The sequence below is a fragment of the Klebsiella sp. BIGb0132 genome (assembly GCF_024810075.1).
Classification (GTDB): Bacteria; Pseudomonadota; Gammaproteobacteria; order Enterobacterales; family Enterobacteriaceae; genus Klebsiella; species Klebsiella terrigena.
Genome location: NZ_JANUDW010000011.1, coordinates 31,347 through 47,740 on the forward strand (window position 1 = coordinate 31,347; position 16,394 = coordinate 47,740).

The 16,394-nt window shown below is 55.0% G+C and carries 14 protein-coding genes and 2 tRNA genes; 8 read left to right on the forward strand and 8 right to left on the reverse strand.

Translation table 11 applies throughout. The features are described from left to right. Window positions 1-101: 101 nt before the first annotated feature. Window positions 102-746, forward strand: a complete 645-nt coding sequence (locus M2416_RS22865; protein ID WP_076945629.1) for a TetR/AcrR family transcriptional regulator — start codon at window positions 102-104, stop codon at window positions 744-746. Between the two features lie 20 nt (window positions 747-766). Here M2416_RS22865 and M2416_RS22870 read toward each other — a convergent pair whose 3' ends face one another. Beyond that, window positions 767-2,275: an acyl CoA:acetate/3-ketoacid CoA transferase gene (locus tag M2416_RS22870; protein WP_259226993.1), complete on the reverse strand. Its 1,509-nt coding sequence runs from the start codon at window positions 2,273-2,275 to the stop codon at window positions 767-769. A 181-nt stretch (window positions 2,276-2,456) separates the two neighbouring features. On the opposite strand from M2416_RS22870, the gene M2416_RS22875 reads away from it, so the two are divergent. Then, window positions 2,457-3,485, forward strand: coding sequence for an aldo/keto reductase (locus M2416_RS22875; RefSeq protein ID WP_259226995.1), 1,029 nt, complete (start codon window positions 2,457-2,459; stop codon window positions 3,483-3,485). Window positions 3,486-3,564: 79 nt separating this feature from the next. Here M2416_RS22875 and M2416_RS22880 read toward each other — a convergent pair whose 3' ends face one another. From M2416_RS22880 to M2416_RS22900, 5 genes are all read right to left on the reverse strand, one after another. Then, a complete protein-coding gene (locus M2416_RS22880) occupies window positions 3,565-4,608 on the reverse strand; it encodes a zinc-dependent alcohol dehydrogenase (RefSeq protein ID WP_076945626.1) in 1,044 nt (347 codons plus the stop codon). 12 nt (window positions 4,609-4,620) lie between these two features. Then, window positions 4,621-5,637, reverse strand: coding sequence for an ABC transporter permease (locus M2416_RS22885; protein ID WP_076945625.1), 1,017 nt, complete (start codon window positions 5,635-5,637; stop codon window positions 4,621-4,623). Window positions 5,638-5,656: 19 nt separating this feature from the next. Beyond that, a complete protein-coding gene (locus tag M2416_RS22890) occupies window positions 5,657-7,162 on the reverse strand; it encodes a sugar ABC transporter ATP-binding protein (RefSeq protein ID WP_259226999.1) in 1,506 nt (501 codons plus the stop codon). 5 nt (window positions 7,163-7,167) lie between these two features. Beyond that, window positions 7,168-8,133 carry an ABC transporter permease gene (locus M2416_RS22895; RefSeq protein WP_076945624.1) on the reverse strand — a complete coding sequence of 322 codons (966 nt, stop codon included), beginning with the start codon at window positions 8,131-8,133 and terminating at the stop codon, window positions 7,168-7,170. Between the two features lie 69 nt (window positions 8,134-8,202). Beyond that, on the reverse strand, window positions 8,203-9,318 hold the full coding sequence (locus tag M2416_RS22900) for a sugar ABC transporter substrate-binding protein (protein ID WP_259227000.1): 1,116 nt from the start codon (window positions 9,316-9,318) through the stop codon (window positions 8,203-8,205). Window positions 9,319-9,801: 483 nt separating this feature from the next. Between M2416_RS22900 and M2416_RS22905 the strand changes: the two genes are divergently transcribed. The 3 genes from M2416_RS22905 to M2416_RS22915 are packed head-to-tail and all read left to right on the forward strand — an operon-like array spanning window position 9,802 to window position 12,562. Continuing rightward, entirely contained in the window at window positions 9,802-10,581 is a 780-nt protein-coding gene (locus tag M2416_RS22905) for a 3-ketoacyl-ACP reductase (RefSeq protein ID WP_076945622.1), read from the forward strand. Between the two features lie 20 nt (window positions 10,582-10,601). Then, window positions 10,602-11,753, forward strand: a complete 1,152-nt coding sequence (locus M2416_RS22910; protein WP_076945621.1) for a glycerate kinase — start codon at window positions 10,602-10,604, stop codon at window positions 11,751-11,753. A 23-nt stretch (window positions 11,754-11,776) separates the two neighbouring features. Next, window positions 11,777-12,562 carry an aldo/keto reductase gene (locus M2416_RS22915; RefSeq protein ID WP_076945620.1) on the forward strand — a complete coding sequence of 262 codons (786 nt, stop codon included), beginning with the start codon at window positions 11,777-11,779 and terminating at the stop codon, window positions 12,560-12,562. Between the two features lie 133 nt (window positions 12,563-12,695). Here the strand turns inward: M2416_RS22915 and M2416_RS22920 are convergent, their stop codons facing one another. Then, entirely contained in the window at window positions 12,696-13,310 is a 615-nt protein-coding gene (locus M2416_RS22920) for a hypothetical protein (RefSeq protein ID WP_259227003.1), read from the reverse strand. Window positions 13,311-14,455: 1,145 nt separating this feature from the next. Further along, window positions 14,456-14,531 (reverse strand) — tRNA-Asn (locus M2416_RS22925). A gap of 5 nt (window positions 14,532-14,536) precedes the next feature. On the opposite strand from M2416_RS22925, the gene M2416_RS27010 reads away from it, so the two are divergent. The 3 genes from M2416_RS27010 to M2416_RS22935 all read left to right on the forward strand — a co-directional run bounded on the left by M2416_RS27010 (window position 14,537) and on the right by M2416_RS22935 (window position 16,364). Further along, window positions 14,537-14,629, forward strand: a complete 93-nt coding sequence (locus tag M2416_RS27010; RefSeq protein WP_367575711.1) for a DUF5951 family protein — start codon at window positions 14,537-14,539, stop codon at window positions 14,627-14,629. Window positions 14,630-14,724: 95 nt separating this feature from the next. Continuing rightward, on the forward strand, window positions 14,725-16,161 hold the full coding sequence (locus tag M2416_RS22930) for an EmmdR/YeeO family multidrug/toxin efflux MATE transporter (protein WP_076945618.1): 1,437 nt from the start codon (window positions 14,725-14,727) through the stop codon (window positions 16,159-16,161). Window positions 16,162-16,288: 127 nt separating this feature from the next. Then, window positions 16,289-16,364, forward strand: a tRNA-Asn gene (locus tag M2416_RS22935). Window positions 16,365-16,394: the final 30 nt, after the last annotated feature.

A 16,394-nucleotide genomic window follows, 5' to 3' on the forward strand; every position in this document is an offset into this window, starting at 1 on the left:
GTTAAGCGGCTAGCAGAAAGAAGAACAGCCAAAAATTTTTCTTGATTTCCTCCAATGAGTAAGGATTAATCATCAGCCAGATCCGCAACCAAAACGATGTAATGACTAAATCAGCTTCTGAAAAAACAGTGCAGGTCCGTGACCCAATTGCGACACAAAATCGGATCCTGAAAGCCGCGAAACGAGAGTTTGCGCAAAAGGGGCTCGGCGGGGCGCGCATTGACGTTGTCGCTGAAAAAGCAAAGTCAAATAAACGCATGATTTATCACTATTTCGGTAGCAAGGAGCAGCTTTTTCAGAAAGTCGTTGAAGACTCCTATCTCGATATTCGTGCGGCGGAAAAAAAATTAAATCTTGAAAAGCTGGAGCCGCAAGAGGCGGTTGAAGCGCTGGTGCGCTTTACCTGGAACTACTACCTGAAAAATCCGGAATTCCTGACCCTGGTCAACAGCGAAAACCTGCATCGTGCCGTGCACCTGAAAAAATCAGTGGCAATCAAGTCAGCGCAAAAATCGATGGTCGCCCTGATGGAGAACATTCTTCAGCGCGGGGTGGAGCAGGGCGTGTTCAGAGCGGGTGTCGATCCTGAGCAGCTGGTGATTACCATTGCGGCGGTAAACTACTATTACTTTAATAATAAATATACTGGCGCCATTTTGTTCGATCGTAATTTCATGGATGCTGATTCCCTTCAGCAGCGCCTTGATTTCAACGTCGAAACAATAATGCGGATATTACAGCCCTGATACCCGCATTACCCCACGATTCAAAGAGAAACAATAGCGGGGCGATCGACTTTCGGACAGAACTGCATGCGCTGCAGAATATCCTGTTCGAGATCAACCCCGCTCACCACCGCGACCAGCTCCACGCCGTCTTCCGTTAGCTTGAAAATCGCGCGCTCCGTGACGTACAGCACCTCCTGCCCGCGCTTTATGGCTTCCGGTCCGCTGAATGTGATATGACGCACCTTTTGCACCAGCTTAGGAATTTGCCCGTGGGATTCAATCTGTAACTGCTCCCCCTGCTGGCAAACCTGTAACCCTTTCGCTTCGAAGGTGCCGCAGAAAACCACCTTTTTGGCGCCGCAGGTAATATCAATGAAGCCGCCCGGCCCGACGATCGTGTCGCCAAGCTGCGAAACATTAACGTTGCCTTCCGCGTCCATTTCTCCCATGCCGAGGAAGGTGATATCCAGCCCGCCGCCGCAAAACAGATCGAACTGATCGAGCGAGCTGACAATGGCCTGCGGATACTTCGCCGCGCCGAACAGCGCGCCGTCGAGAAGCTGGCCGTTGTGAATACCCTGTTCCACCATCTGCCAACAGGAATCTACCAGCGATTTTTCCGCCATGGCCGAGATCCCGCCGGGGATGCCGAACCCGTAATTGACCCGCATATTTGGCTTCAGCTCCCGTACCGCCAGCCCCGAAATCAGGCGGCGAATACCCTCAGCCGGCGCGTCGAGCGGGTGCTCAGCCGGCGGGGCGACCTGACCGGAGATGGCCGGATCGTATTCGGCAAGATAGCTCTGTCGCTGCGCCGGACACTCGACGATATGGTCGATCATTACGCCGGGAACGGTCACTTTTCGGGCCGGGACAAAGTGCGCAGGCGTGGTGGATTTCACCTGGGCGATGACCATCCCGCCGTTGTTATGCGCGGCTAACGCGACGGCATAGGTATCCAGATCCGCCGGCTCTTCGCTGGTGGAAATATTCGCCACCGCATCCGCCTGTGAACCGTGAATCACCGCGACATCCACTTTAAAAGGCTTGTAGTGCAGCCAGGTTTTGCCGTCGAGCTCAATGCGCGAAACGATATTTTCGCAGGTGATGTCGTTGCATTTTCCACCGTTAATCAGCGGGTCAACAAAGGTCCCCAGCCCGACGCTGGAAATGACCCCCGGGCGCCCGGCGCCGCTTTCGCGATACAGCGTCATGATGATACCTGTGGGTAAGCAGTAGGCTTCAATCTCATTATTACGGGCCATTTTTTGCAGCTCGGATGACCACGACCAGTGCCCGCCGATGATCCGCTTGATGAGGCCCGGAATGGCCAGCCGTCCGAGACCGGATCCTTTGCCGTCGCCGATACCTAAGGCATGGATCAGGGTCAGATTCCGCGGATGCCCGGTCTCGCGATAGCGCGTCGCGATGGCCGCCATGATGTAGTCCGACTCCAGCAGCCCGCCGCCGGAGCCGGTGAAGGCAACGGTGGAGTTGTCTTTAATCAAAGCCACTGCGTCATCGACGCTTTTTAGTTTGCCGTGCATTCTCGTTACCCTCGTTGTTTCGATCTAAAATAAACTAACTAGTTAGTTACAATTGCAGAAAAAAAAGGAAGGATCAACGTCATTGATGGTGCTTTGTTATCCAGGTAACATTTTCGCAATACTTGCTCTGATATAACTATCTTGTTAGTTAATTAAATCATCAATCCGCAGGAGGGCTGGCATGGTTCCATCACAGAAGAATGCATTTGGTCGTACAGATATTCAGGTCACGGCAATGGGCTACGGCGCGGCACCGATTGGCAACATCTTTCGTCCGATCGGCGAGCAAGAGTCAGAAAAGATGATCCATCAGGCGTGGGACAGCGGTCTGCGCTATTTTGATACGGCACCGCTGTACGGACATGGCCTGAGCGAAGCGAGGATTGGCCACGGTCTGCGCTGGTATCCGCGCGATGAATACGTGCTCTCCAGCAAAGTCGGCCGTCTGCTGAAGCCGAAAAAACGCGGTGAATTTGATTCCGGGGCATGGGTCAATCCGCTGCCGTTTGAGGCGGTTTTTGATTATTCCTACTCTGCTACTATGCGTTCGATTGAAGACAGCCTGCAGCGCATGGGGCTGGAGCATATCGATATTGCCTTCATTCACGACTGTGATGTTTATACCCACGGCGATAAACAGCCTCACTATTTTCGTCAGGCGATGGACGGCGCGTGGCGTGCGTTGGCGCAGCTTCGGGATGAAGGGGTGATTAAAGCCGTCGGCATGGGCGTCAACGAGTGGGAGGTTTGCCATGCGGCGCTGCAGGAGGCCGACTTCGACTGTTTCCTGCTGGCCGGGCGCTATACGCTGCTGGAGCAGGAAGCGTTAAAAGCGTTTCTGCCGCTGTGCGAGGAGCGCAACGCGGCGGTGGTGATCGGCGGAGGATTCAACAGCGGGATTCTGGCGACCGGGGCGGTTGAGAACGCGAAGTACAACTACGGTCCGGCGAGCCAGGCGATTCTGGCAAAGGTGAGAAAAATTGAAAATGTCTGCCGCGATTACCAGGTCAGTCTGCCGGCGGCCGCGCTTCAGTTTGTGCTGGCCCATCCGGCGGTGCCCACTATTATTCCCGGCACTCGTACGGTGGCGCAGCTGGAAAACTGTCTGGAGTGGATTGCCGCGCCGATCCCGGATGATTTCTGGCGCACGCTGCAGCAGCAGGGGCTGCTGGATGAGGGCGCGCCCACGCCGGCAGATCGTCAGCCCTGAATAAAGAAACGGCATAAAAAAGGTGCTCTTGTTGAGCACCTTTTTTGATCCTGTCTGGCTTATTCGCGTCGCTAAAGCTTCACTCCTGCGCTATGCGCAGCTGGATTTTCAAATAGTGCGGCTGCGCGAGCAGGGAGGTGAAAACCTGCTGAATATCCTCCAGCGGGTGGACGGACTGGCAAAAGGGAGCGGTAATAAAGCGTTGATGCTGCAGCAGATGCAGCGCCTGGTGCATATCTTCCCCCATCCCGGCTACGCTGCCCTGAATCCTTTGCTCTTTTAAAATAATCTCCAGCGGCCTGATGGCGATGTCGGTTTCACCGTCGGTTAAGCCAAAGGCCAGCAGCCGTCCGCCGGGGCGCATAAACGTCAGCGCCTGTTTGTAGAGTTCGGGATGGCCGACGCTTTCTATGACCACATCGGCACCGCGGCCCTGGGTGAGCTGCTTTATTTGCTCCAGCGCGCGTTCCGGGTCGGTGATGACGCAGTCTGCACCGCACTGCCCGGCGAGCTCGGCGCGCTGCGGATTCAGCTCGACGGCAATAATCGGCGCGGCTCCCAGCAGGCGCGCCATCTGAATATGCATATTGCCCACCGGGCCTGCGCCGATGACCACTACCGACTCTGCCACGCTGAGGCCGATTTTTTTACCGGCGCGCACCACGCAGGAGAACGGCTCGGTCAAACAGGCAACGCTATCCGTAATCTCGTCGCCGACGGGAATCACCAGGCGGGCCGGCACGGCCACGTACTGTGCAAAAGCGCCGTGGGTGTGGATGCCGAGCTGGCGGATCTCCGGGCAGTTTAGCAACTCGTTGCGACGGCAATAATAGCAGTGGCCGCAGCTGATATTGATATCGGCAACCACCCGCTGGCCCGGCACCAGGGTCGCAACGCGACGGCCAACGGCAGCAATTTCCCCGCTAAATTCGTGGCCGGGAATTAACGGCAGCTTATCCTGGGCATAGTGGCCGTTATAGATATGGATATCCGTGCCGCAGATCGAGCACTGGCTGACGCGAATGAGGACCTCGTCATCGCCGTATTCGGGGACAGGAACCTGGCGAATTTCGAAATTTTTGGCGGCGGTAAGCACTGCCGCTTTCATTAATTTGGGGATCATGGCCGGCTCCGGTTATTTAACGGTAGAAATTTTGGAACGATCGATGGTCATCGCAATGGCCGCGATCATCAGCGCCCCGAAGAAGATCTGCTGGGCCTGCGCTTCAACGTTAAGGTAGGTCATGCTGGTGCGAATGACGGCGACGATGAGGGTGCCGATAAGCGTGCTCAGTACGCCGCCCACGCCGCCGGTCAGCGGCGTACCGCCGAGCAGCACCGCGACAATCGCCGGGAGCAGGAACTGATCGGCCATCGTCGGCGATGCGCCGGAAAGACGGGTCGCCAGCAGCACTCCGGCGGCGGCGGCGAACGCGCCGGCGATGGCAAAGGTGAGGATCTTCACCTTGACCACCTTCACGCCGCTGGCGAGCGCGGCGGATTCCCCGGCGCCAAGCGCCTTCATATGGCGTCCCAGCGCGGTACGTCTCTCCATCAGCAGCGCCAGCAGCAGCAGTACGGCGGCGATAACGATCTCCGTCGGCAGCGTAAAGACGGTGGTGGTCATCCAGCCCACCGTCTGGCTGCGAATATCCCCTGGAATATAAAACGCGCGCTGTCCGGAAATCACCTGTCCAGTAGCGTAGGCAATTCCTCCGACGGCGAGGGTGGTAATGAAGGACGATATTTTAAAACGCGTGTGCACCCAGCCGGATACGGCGCCGAACAGCGCGCCGATAGCCAGCGTAAGCGGAATAGCCAGCACGCCAATTTGCGATAGCAGAATGACCAGCACGACCGTTGACATGCTGGCAATCGACTGGGCGGATAAATCTATCCCGCCGATATAAATCACAAAGGTCATGCCAATCGCCATAATAAACAGCGTAGATGCATCCTGCAGCAGCTGGAATATATTGTCGGGCTTAAGAAAATCCGGGTTATAGAGGCTGACGAGGGCCACTAATACTGCCAGGGTCAGTATCGGTAAATAACGGGTGATTTTTTCACGCCCGGTCAGCGGCGGCCGCGTCGGGCTAGCGATATTATTGTTGGTCGGCACTGCTAATGAATCAGAACGGATTATTTTCATGGAAATGGGCCTTAATAACCTAGACGAAATGCTGCAATAATTCATATTGCTCCGGGCGCTTCTCTTCGCAGCCGGTAAACTGATGCATCAGTCGGCCGTCCTTAAAAATAGCGATGGTGTGGGAGAGGCCAATAGCCTCCTCCAGAGAGTCGGCTATCAGAATCACGCCGCACTGCTCATCGGTGAAGTCGCGTACTAAGTCATAGACGTCCTCTTTGGCACCGATATCGAGGCCGCGGGTAGGGTGGTCAAGCAGGATGATTTTCGCCTCAGCGGTCCGCCATTTCGACAGCACCACCTTTTGCTGATTGCCGCCGGAAAGCTTGCTGCACTGGGTATCAATACTGGCGGTTTTAATCGATAGTTTTTTAACCCACTGATTTGCCAGCCTGCGCTCGTGATGGACCTGCAGCAGCCCGCCGCGGGAATAGTCCTGCAGATTGGCGAGAGTAATATTTTCCACCACCGACATGCCTTCGACGATGCCCTCGATTTTGCGCTCACGAGGGATATATCCCACCCCCTCAGCGATGCTGTGGGTGGGGCTAAATTTGCGTACCGGTCTGCCGTTAAGGATCACCTCTCCCCGTTCCGGCTGCATCAATCCGAAGATAGAGCGGATGATCTCCTCGGTACCGGCGCCATCGGTTCCAACCAGCGCCAGCACTTCGCCGGCGTGTAGCGACAGCGAGACGTCTTTATAATGGCCCGGCAGCGAAATATTCTTTAACTCGACTAAGGTCGTCTCTTTGTTAATTCGGTGCTTACGATGTTCGCGATAATAGCGTTCGTCGATATCGCGACCGACCATCTGGCGCTGAATATTCACCACATCGAACCGGTCGCGGGTGAGCATATCCATGACCTGCCCATCCTTCATGACGTAGATGCGATCGGACAGCGCCATCACTTCATCAAGGCGATGCGAAACGAAAATAAAGGAGGCCCGGCTTTTGAGCTCTCTGACCAGCTCAAACAGCAGTTCTATTTCCTGGGCCGGCAGGACCGAAGTCGGTTCGTCGAGGAGGATAATTAAATGGCCGCTGCTTCTCTCCTCAAGGGTCAGGACCTTCGCCAGCTCTACCAGCTGACGTTGGGTAAAGGACAGCTCGGAAGTCATTGTCTGGGGATCGATATCCAGTTTGACTTTCGCCAGCTGCTTTCTGGCCGCTGTCGCCATCTTTTTCCAGTTAATCACACCCAGCTTTTTAAACGGCTGTTCAAAACCGAGAAAAATATTCTCCATTACGCTCAGATTGGAGATAAGCGACTGCTCCTGAAAGACCATCCCGATCCCCTGCATCATGGCATCGCGCGGGGTGCGAAAGACCACCGGCTGACCGTTGATCAGCAATTCGCCTTTATCATGCTGATAGGCGCCGTAAATTATCTTCATCAGCGTCGATTTGCCGGCGCCATTTTCACCGACCAATCCGACAATTTCACCGGGATTAATTTGCAGATTGATATTCTGCAAGGCCAGTACACCCGGGAACGATTTACCCACATTTTTGAATTCAAGCATAATCGTCACTTCACTATTTGCAGACGTTTACGATTAGTGACTAATGCCACCGAGATGATAACCAGAGCGCCGAGAACGCCTTGCTGGATATAGGTCGGGAAGCCGACCAGCACCATGCCGTTGTTAATGACGTTGATAATCAGTACCCCAACCAGGCTTTGCCACACGCCGCCGTTGCCGCCCATTAAGGAGGTGCCACCGACGACGACGGAGGTGATGGCGATAAAGGTATATCCATCGCCAAGGTTGCTGGCGACCGAGCCCAGGCGGGCGACGGCAAAGACGGCACCCAGGCCGTAAAACGCGCCGGCCAGCGCAAAGCCAAGCACGCGAATACGTTTTACCGACAGGCCAGACGCGTAGGCCAGGTGCTCGCCGCCTCCGATGGCATAAAAATTACGCCCCAGCGCGGTATAGCGCTGAATAAACCAGGCAAACAGCAGGGCCGCCCCGGCGAGATAGACCATTAGCGGGAAATCAAAAATACGCTCGGTCAGCAGTAATCTGAATACCGGGTCGGGGAGGGGAATACGTTCGCCGCCGGTCGTCACCATCGTGACGCCAATTAAGCTAAAACCGATACCCAGGCTAACCAGGAATGAGGGGATTTTAAGCTTTACGTGAATAAGGCCGTTGACCAGCCCGCAGGCTGCTGAAATAAGGATCGCGGCGGGGATCGCCAAATAACCGAGTTCGTTAAAACCGCCCAGCTTCACCATGATGATTGCCAGCATGGAGCCGCAGAAAGCCATAATGCCTTCAATTGACAGGTCGATCGAACCCATAATAATGATAAACGTCACGCCAATGGCAATCATTAACGGTGCGGCGCTGGCGGTCAGTAAACGTGAGAAGTTACGCACGGATAAAAAACCCGGGTAGACAACGCTGATGATGGTGCAAAGCAGCAGCAGCACCATCAGCGGCGCCCATTTGCGCAAAAAATCTTTGTAGCCTGAATGTGATGACATGATCGACCTTCACTCATTGAATTTATAACGTCTTCATCGACAATAAATATCTGCAGAAGAGTGGGGGAACTACAATTTGCGATATTGAATAGGCCCCTTCGACGCCTGCCAGAAATTATTCCAGTCGTTCACCGGCGTATTGACGATATTGTCCTGATACCATTTCTGCGCATCGTCTTTGGTTATCATGATCGTCGGACCGTAAAATTCGCGATGCTCATGCGGCTCAGCGGAGGGTTTGAAGCTGCCGATAGCCGCATGGTGAGCCAGTGAAAGCGCAATGCCTCCTGCCCAGTACGGGTCGGTGCTTACGGTGCAGAGGATTTCACCGCTGATGCACAGCTTGACGGCGTCCGGGGTGCCGTCGTAGGAGACAATCGGGATCTGTCCCGCCAGCCCTTCGGCACGCAGAGCCTCAATAATGCCGAGGGTCATGCTGTCGTTGGAGGAGAAGATACCTTTGATATCATCCCCGAAGCGGGTGAGCATCGTCGACATCATGTCGTTGGCTTTCGAGGTGCTCCAGTCCGCATCCTGCCAGTCCAGCAGCTTGATATCCGGGTTCTCCTGCAGCTTGTGCATCAGCCCCGCTTTACGCTCAATCGCCGGGACGTTGGAGGCGATCCCACCCAGCCCGACGATCCCGCCTTTTTTCCCCATTGCGTCAAACAGCAGCTGCGCGCACTGCTGCGCCGGTTCGAAATCCGACCAGCTGATGTGGGCCACGTAGTTGTCACCAAAATCCCAGGGATGCAGATCGTCGGTTTTGTTCCAGATGGTGGTAATAAACGCGCCGCGCTGCTGGCAGGCGGTCACGACGGCCCGCGCGTTAGGGGCATCGTTAGGATCGCAGCCGATCGCCAGCTTCCCTTCGGTTTTGGAAAGCAGGGCTTTGATATCCGAAAGCACCTTCTCGTTATTGCCACCGTTAATCAGGCTTACCATCGTCGCGTTTTGCGTTTGCGCATAAGACTTCCCGCCGGCGGCAATCGCGTTCCAGTAGGAGTTGTCAGGATCGCGATAGCCCCAGGCCAGCGTGAGGTTTCCGCCTTCAGCCGCCATGGCTTTTGAGAGCGGGCTGATAAGCGGAAGCGCTGCCATGCTGCCGATTCCGAGGGCACTTTTCAGCAGGAATTCACGTCGGCTAATCACGCTTTGTTCAACGAATTTTTTAATAAATGACATAGCGATATTTCCTGTCTTTTCGGTTTACATGAAGGCGTTAACCCGATGAAAAATACGTTACATGTAAATAACTAATTACTTACAATTTGATGATATATCACCCGAGAAAGTAATTGGCAATGAAGCGCTTTGCGATTGGTTTAGGTGACATTTTTATCCGGATAAAAAACGCCTACTATCCTGTTTTTTCTTATTATTTTTAAATGTTCCCGTTACGAATGCGTAAATGTTTCTCCGCGGCTGTTTTAGCGGCGATTGGCTCTTATCAATATGATTTATATTATTTTTTATCAGTTTTACCCTCCCAGGCTGTTTTGCTTGCGTTTGCGATATCAGTCACAAAGATTTTGCGGGCAATCTCCACCCGCCACGCGTGGATTGTGCAGATCTCATATTTGCACATTGTAAGTAACTATTTATTTACAAGTGGTGAAGGTGATCGCTATGATTTCGGCGTATTCTCACTCCACAATGGGACAAGACATGACCGTTACAACACGACAGGTAGCGTTTATCACCGGCGGAGCGCGCGGCATCGGTTTTGAGATTGCCGCAAAGCTGGCGCAGGTGGGCTTTGATATTGCGCTGAACGATTATCAGGATTCTGCGGCGCTGCAGGCATCGGTAGCACGGCTAAAGGGCTGGGGCGTCAACGCCGTTGCCGTGCCCGGCGACGTGGCGGATATCAGCCTGCACGACAGGATGCTGGCGCGGGCGGAGCATGAGCTGGGTCCGCTGACGACCTTTGTCAACAACGCCGGCGTATCGGTGACCAGCCGCGGCGATCTCCTCGACGTGACGCCGGAAAGCTACGATCGCTGCCAGGCCGTTAACGCCCGCGCCACGTTCTTTCTCTGCCAGGCTTTTGCCCGGCGCCTGCTTGCCGGTACCTGCTCTCCCGAACTGCACTACAGCCTTATCGTCGTCTCTTCCTCGAACGCCTCTGCGGCCTCCATCAACCGGGGGGAGTACTGTGTGTCAAAGGCCGGGGCGGCGATGGTGGCAAAACTATTCGCCTCGCGCCTCGCCAGGGCGGGGGTGCAGGTGTTTGATATTCAGCCGGGGCTGATTGCTACCGAAATGACGCAGCCTTCGCTGGCAATCTATCAGCAGCGCGTCGATGAAGGCTTAACCCTGCTGCCGGAGCTGGGCACCCCGGCTCAGATAGGCACGATAGTCACCACTCTGGCCAGCGGCGGGATGCCCTATTTAACCGGCCAGGTGATTAGCGCCGACGGCGGAATGCTGGTCTCCCGTTTCTGATTGATAGCAGGTAAATCGTGATGAAAATAATTATTGCCCCGGACTCCTTTAAAGAGAGCCTTTCCGCCAGCGCCGTTGCTGATGCCATCGAGCGGGGGCTGCGTCGAGCCCTGCCTGACGCGGAGTGCGTAAAGCTGCCGATAGCTGACGGCGGTGAGGGCACGGTTGATGCGCTGATAAACGCGACCTCAGGCCAGCGGATTTCGGTCGCGGTAACCGGGCCGATGGGGACGCCGGTGAACGGCTTTTTCGGCCTGCTTGGCGAAGGGAAAACGGCGGTCATTGAGGTTGCTGCCGCCTGCGGCCTGCAGTGGGTTGCTCCGGAGGACCGGGATCCGCTGTTCGCCACCAGCTACGGGGTTGGGGAGCTGATTAAAGCGGCACTGGATCGCGACGTCGATAAAATAATCATCGGCCTCGGAGGCAGCGCTACCAATGAAGGAGGGATTGGGATGCTGCAGGCATTGGGCTGCCGCTGTACCACCGCCGCGGGGGAGGACGTACCCTGGGGCGCCGGAGGGCTTGATGAGCTGGCTGACATCGATCTCAGCGGCCTGGATCCGCGATTAGCCCGGGTGGAGCTGCTGTTGGCCTGCGACGTCAACAATACGCTGCTCGGCGAGCGGGGCGCGACCGCGGTCTTCGGTCCGCAAAAAGGGGTAACCGCGCAAACGGCGGTGAGGATTGAAAGTAACCTGGCGCGGATTGCCACGATCCTCAAAACCAGCTTCGGAGACGATATCGCCAGCCTCAAGGGCGGTGGTGCTGCCGGTGGGATCGGCGCCACGCTGCAGGGCGTTCTGAACGCAGAGATGGCCAGCGGGATCGATATTGTGCTCAACACGCTGCATTTCGATGCGCAGGTGCGCGATGCCGATTTGGTCATTACCGGCGAGGGGCGGCTTGATGCACAGACCGGTGGCGGTAAGGGGCCTGCCGGCGTCATCAGCCGCGCTCATGCCCACGGTTGCCCGAGCATCGCGCTGGCCGGTTCGCTCGGCAGCGGATATGAAGCACTGTATGAACTCGGTCTCATTTCAGCGTTTTCGCTGGTCCCCGGCATTATTTCTTACGAGCGCGCCCTACGAGAAGCCGCCACCCTGCTGGAGTCGACGGCGTTTAATATCGCCTCGCTCTGGCAGCAGGCGGCGAATCAGCCGCTTCGCCGCTAAAACCGTCCCCTGAGGAAAAAGATATGAATATTCTCTATCGGCCTGAATTTATCCGCGGTTTTGGCACCTATAAGCTGCGCGGAGAGCGGTTAACCGCCGCCTTAGGGCATGCGCTGAGCATTGGCTATCGGGCGATCGATACCGCGCAGATGTATGAAAATGAAAAGGAGATCGGGCAGGTATTAAGCCGGTCTTCCGTTGCGCGCGATGAGCTTTGCATTACGACAAAGGTCCTGCCGGCGAACTATCGCCAGGCGCTGTTTATGGCTTCGGTTGCGCAAAGCCTGGCAGCGCTTAACGTTGAACAGGTGGATGTGCTGTTGCTGCATAGTCCGCCCAGGCAGAACTTCGGCGCCACGCTGCGTTTGCTGGAGCAGGCGCAGCGGCAGGGGCTGACGAAATATATTGGCCTGAGTAATTTCTCCGCTGAGCAGATGGCTGCTGCCCGGGACGAGATCGCCACCCCGCTGGTCGTCAACCAGGTAGAGTTCCATCCGCTGCTCGACCAGGGCAGCCTGCTGCAGGCCGCGGCAGAGACAGCGATCCCGCTGTCCTCGTACTGTTCGATAGCCCGGGGGGAAGCGCTTAACTATCCGCTTATTCAGCGGCTGGCGGACGCCTATGCCAGGACGCCGGCACAAATTATTCTGCGCTGGATTTTACAGTCGGGCATCCAGTCAAACACCATGTCATCCAATCCTGTCAGAATAGCCGAGAACTTTGCGATCCTTGATTTCACCCTGTCCCATATCGATATGCAGCAGATAGCGGAATTAAAAATCGCTAACTATCGCGTTGTGGCGGTGTAGCTATGTTAACTCGCGGCCCGCGTCCGGTGGGGAAGGGGAGTCCTTCTTCTCCGCTTAGCTTATTGCGACAGGGTGAGCGTGCCTCAGGCTAAAGCAGACATCCGCCGGCATCTGCCTTTCCCTCATTCCGCCTCTAGCCCTCGCTGTTTTCCAGCGCCAGCTGACGCTGCACCGCAAGCAGGGTTCGCCGACGGATCCAGCCGCTGGCCGGGCGGATAATTCCCCAGTAGCAGGCGAAGCGCCGTTTTACCCGTGGGGTAGGGCAGTGCACGAAGGTCTCGGTGACCAGCCGGTGCTCGCCGTCGACCGTGACGACCCGAAAACACAGAATAAGCTTCGCGGCATCAGCCTCGTTAAAGCGGGCGAACGCTTCGGCGTCGGCGAGGCGATGAACCGCCATCGTGGGCCGCCAGAACTGGCCGGTAAGTCCGAGAACCAGCTCCCGGCTGGTTTGATGCAGCGGGGTGAATGTGGCAAAGCCAAAATCATTGACGTCAACGGTGTGGGGGGAGCGATGCTGCGTAAAACGCTGATAGCATCTGCCGGGTAATTTACGCAGTTTTAGCAGCGCGTTAATAATCGGGTCCGCCGTCATGTCCAGGTTCTGTACCGCCTGAATTATGGTGCCGGGCTCAGCCGCAATAGGCGCGGATTGATGATGCTCATAAAAGCTAAAATTGACTAACCAGCGCGGAGGATCCGGCCAGCGCAGGTATGTCCGCGAAGTGACGTAGCCTAAAAAAATCATGATAACCTCCGTTTAGTGCATGAGTGGCAACGACAGCCAGCAGACTACATCGTCAGCGACATGGTTTAGCATAATACGCCGGCGCGTGCGACTGCCAGCAATGAGGAGGAGCTTAAGGACAGGCGTTGTGACGGGCTGGAATCAGTTCCGCTCGTGCCCGTACAGGGCTGAATCATCTTAGGGAGTGGGGAACGAGGTCGTCACTCAGGAGTCGATTGGGTGAGGAGATCAACGGAGTAGATACAAAAAGCAGATACAAAAAGCAGATACAAAAAAGCCCTGACCGTTGCAGCCAGGGCTTTTAAGGAACTACTGATTTAAGATTTAACATTCATGGACTTAATATGGGTACTACTTATGATACTGCTTTAAATGTACACGTTTATCACAGATAATATTGGGTGCTGGTACTAACTAAACCTCCCTCTATTTTCTCGTTACTTTACCCCACCATTTTCATTACCTTCAAAAATGGCACTTTAAACAAGTACATCCCCTCGCGACATATACTCTTTGATGCGTGGCTTGACTTCCATTGCGATCTCTTAACTTAACTAACGTACCCAACTCAATCGCAAGCAATAACTTTAAAAACATAGCCTTACATCGTCGCGCTACTTCCCCAGATTTGCGATTAACTACCTTAACTACGTGGCCTTAAAACATTACCGATGTAAAAAAACGCTTCTTAGCATCCGTAATCCCATACAACAAAATACGTGGCCTTTATCGCAAATTACTTTTGTTACCTTACTAACACTTTCAACTTATAACAGCGAACTACCACTTCACCGCTGTTGATTCCTAATTTACCCATTTTGAAAGTAGTGTCAATACTGTTTTTAAAGACATGCATTTATTTACAGCAAATATAGCTGCAGGGGGCTAGGTTGTGTCTGATAAGCCTCTTATTTTTTGCTTAGGTGAGCATGATGCTGAGGTATTTCCTGAAGGCTTCATGAACCACAAAAAACCTAACCGACGGTGAAGCGCAACAATCACAAACACAGGTTGGCAGGGGCGCATTGACGAGACGCTGGTGGGAGAGGGCGCGGCGTTCGGCGAACGTACCATTCTTACCCGCTCGGCGAACTCGACAAAAGCAAGAAGCCCGCTTAAGTTTCCTTAAGCGGGCTTCTTTAATATGGCTCCTCTGACTGGACTCGAACCAGTGACATACGGATTAACAGTCCGCCGTTCTACCGACTGAACTACAGAGGAATCGTGTGGGGTCGTATCTTAGCGGCGAAAAAATTTTTGTCAAACATCTATTCTGCCCCTGTCGACCAACCGCCGCTTCTATCAACAATTTGTTGTAATTACCGACAATTTAGAAGGAAAAATGCTTTGCAGGATTAGCATTTCTCTATCATCATTTGAAATGTAGTTTCAACTTTTCTCACTAAGGTCTCCCTTGAACGTCACATCCGCAGCACGCAGGGTCGTAGAACGAACAACCTGGTTCAAAAAACGTAAGAGTTATCGCGTACTTTACTGGCGTGAAATCAGCCCGCTGGCGGTCCCCATCTTGCTGGAAAATAGCTGCGTTTTGCTGATGGGCGTAGTCAGTACGTTCCTGGTGAGCTGGTTGGGTAAAGAGGCGATGGCCGGGGTGGGCCTGGCCGACAGCTTTAATATGGTGATCATGTCGTTTTTTGCCGCCATCGATCTCGGTACGACGGTGGTGGTTGCCTTTAGCCTCGGCAAGCGCGATCCGCGACGCGCGCGCGCGGCGGCGCGGCAGTCGCTGGCAATTATGACGCTGTTCTCCATTCTGCTGGCGGTGGTGATACACGCCTTTGGCAAAGAGATTATTAATATTGTCGCCGGCGACGCCTCGCCCCAGGTTAAGGATATGGCCTTAATCTATCTGGAGCTGACGGTGCTGAGCTACCCGGCGGCGGCGATTGCGCTGATCGGCAGCGGCGCGCTGCGCGGGGCAGGCAATACCAAAATTCCGCTATTGATTAACGGCGGAATGAACATCATCAACATTATTATCAGCAGCATCCTGATTTACGGCATTTTTTCGTGGCCAGGACTCGGCTTTGTCGGCGCAGGTTTGGGGCTGACCATCGCGCGTTACATCGGAGCAGTGGCGATCGTGTGGGTACTAGCCGTCGGCTTTAACCCGGCGCTGCGCATCTCGCTGAAGAGCTATTTCAAACCGCTTAACTTTGCCATTATCTGGGAAGTGATGGGCATTGGCATCCCGGCGAGTATCGAATCGGTGCTGTTCAACGGCGGCAAGCTGTTGACGCAGATGTTCGTCGCCGGCATGGGCACCAACGTCATTGCCGGCAACTTTATCGCTTTCTCCTTCGCCGCGCTGATTAACCTGCCGGGAAACGCGCTGGGCTCCGCGTCGACCATCATTACCGGCACCCGACTGGGAAAAGGCCAGATTGGGCAGGCGGAGCGCCAGGCGTGGCACGTCTTCTGGCTATCGACCATCATCCTGACGGTCATTGCGTGGGGAACCGCGCCGTTTGCTAACCTGATCGCCTCGTTCTATACCAGCGAAGAGGACGTCAAAGTGGTGGTTAAAGAGCTGCTGTGGCTGAACGCCTTCTTTATGCCGATTTGGGCGATGTCCTGGACCCTGCCGTGCGCGTTTAAAGGCGCTCGCGACGTACGCTACACCATGTGGGTGTCGATGCTGGGGATGTGGGGCTGCCGCGTCGTGGCGGGCTATACGCTGGGCATCGTACTCGGTATGGGCGTGATTGGCGTCTGGCTGGGGATGGTGCTTGACTGGGCGGTACGCGGCGCGCTGTTCTACTGCCGGATGGTCAGCGGGCGCTGGCTGTGGAAATATCCGCGAAGCAAAAGCCAGGTGCGCGAAACTTAACCATTTTCTGGGCGAAACGACAAATTTCGCCCAAAGTGGAGAATAAATCGGCAAACGGTTTGAAATGTGCGAAACAGCCTTTGACAAGGCCGGGCGTCGCCGTTAATATTCGCCCCGTTCACACGATTCCTCTGTAGTTCAGTCGGTAGAACGGCGGACTGTTAATCCGTATGTCACTGGTTCGAGTCCAGTCAGAGGAGCCAAATTTAAGAAGCCTGCTTAGGAAACTAAGC

Bases quoted from the DNA above. Each gene is read 5' to 3' on its own strand.
- M2416_RS22910 (WP_076945621.1), top strand. From the start codon at position 10,602: ATGAAAATAATTATTGCCCCGGACTCCTTTAAAGAGAGCCTTTCCGCC.
- M2416_RS22905 (WP_076945622.1), top strand. From the start codon at position 9,802: ATGACCGTTACAACACGACAGGTAGCGTTTATCACCGGCGGAGCGCGC.
- M2416_RS22870 (WP_259226993.1), bottom strand. From the start codon at position 2,275: ATGCACGGCAAACTAAAAAGCGTCGATGACGCAGTGGCTTTGATTAAA.
- M2416_RS22865 (WP_076945629.1), top strand. From the start codon at position 102: ATGACTAAATCAGCTTCTGAAAAAACAGTGCAGGTCCGTGACCCAATT.
- M2416_RS22915 (WP_076945620.1), top strand. From the start codon at position 11,777: ATGAATATTCTCTATCGGCCTGAATTTATCCGCGGTTTTGGCACCTAT.
- M2416_RS22890 (WP_259226999.1), bottom strand. From the start codon at position 7,162: ATGCTTGAATTCAAAAATGTGGGTAAATCGTTCCCGGGTGTACTGGCC.
- M2416_RS22920 (WP_259227003.1), bottom strand. From the start codon at position 13,310: ATGATTTTTTTAGGCTACGTCACTTCGCGGACATACCTGCGCTGGCCG.
- M2416_RS22895 (WP_076945624.1), bottom strand. From the start codon at position 8,133: ATGTCATCACATTCAGGCTACAAAGATTTTTTGCGCAAATGGGCGCCG.
- M2416_RS22880 (WP_076945626.1), bottom strand. From the start codon at position 4,608: ATGATCCCCAAATTAATGAAAGCGGCAGTGCTTACCGCCGCCAAAAAT.
- M2416_RS22875 (WP_259226995.1), top strand. From the start codon at position 2,457: ATGGTTCCATCACAGAAGAATGCATTTGGTCGTACAGATATTCAGGTC.
- M2416_RS22885 (WP_076945625.1), bottom strand. From the start codon at position 5,637: ATGAAAATAATCCGTTCTGATTCATTAGCAGTGCCGACCAACAATAAT.
- M2416_RS22900 (WP_259227000.1), bottom strand. From the start codon at position 9,318: ATGTCATTTATTAAAAAATTCGTTGAACAAAGCGTGATTAGCCGACGT.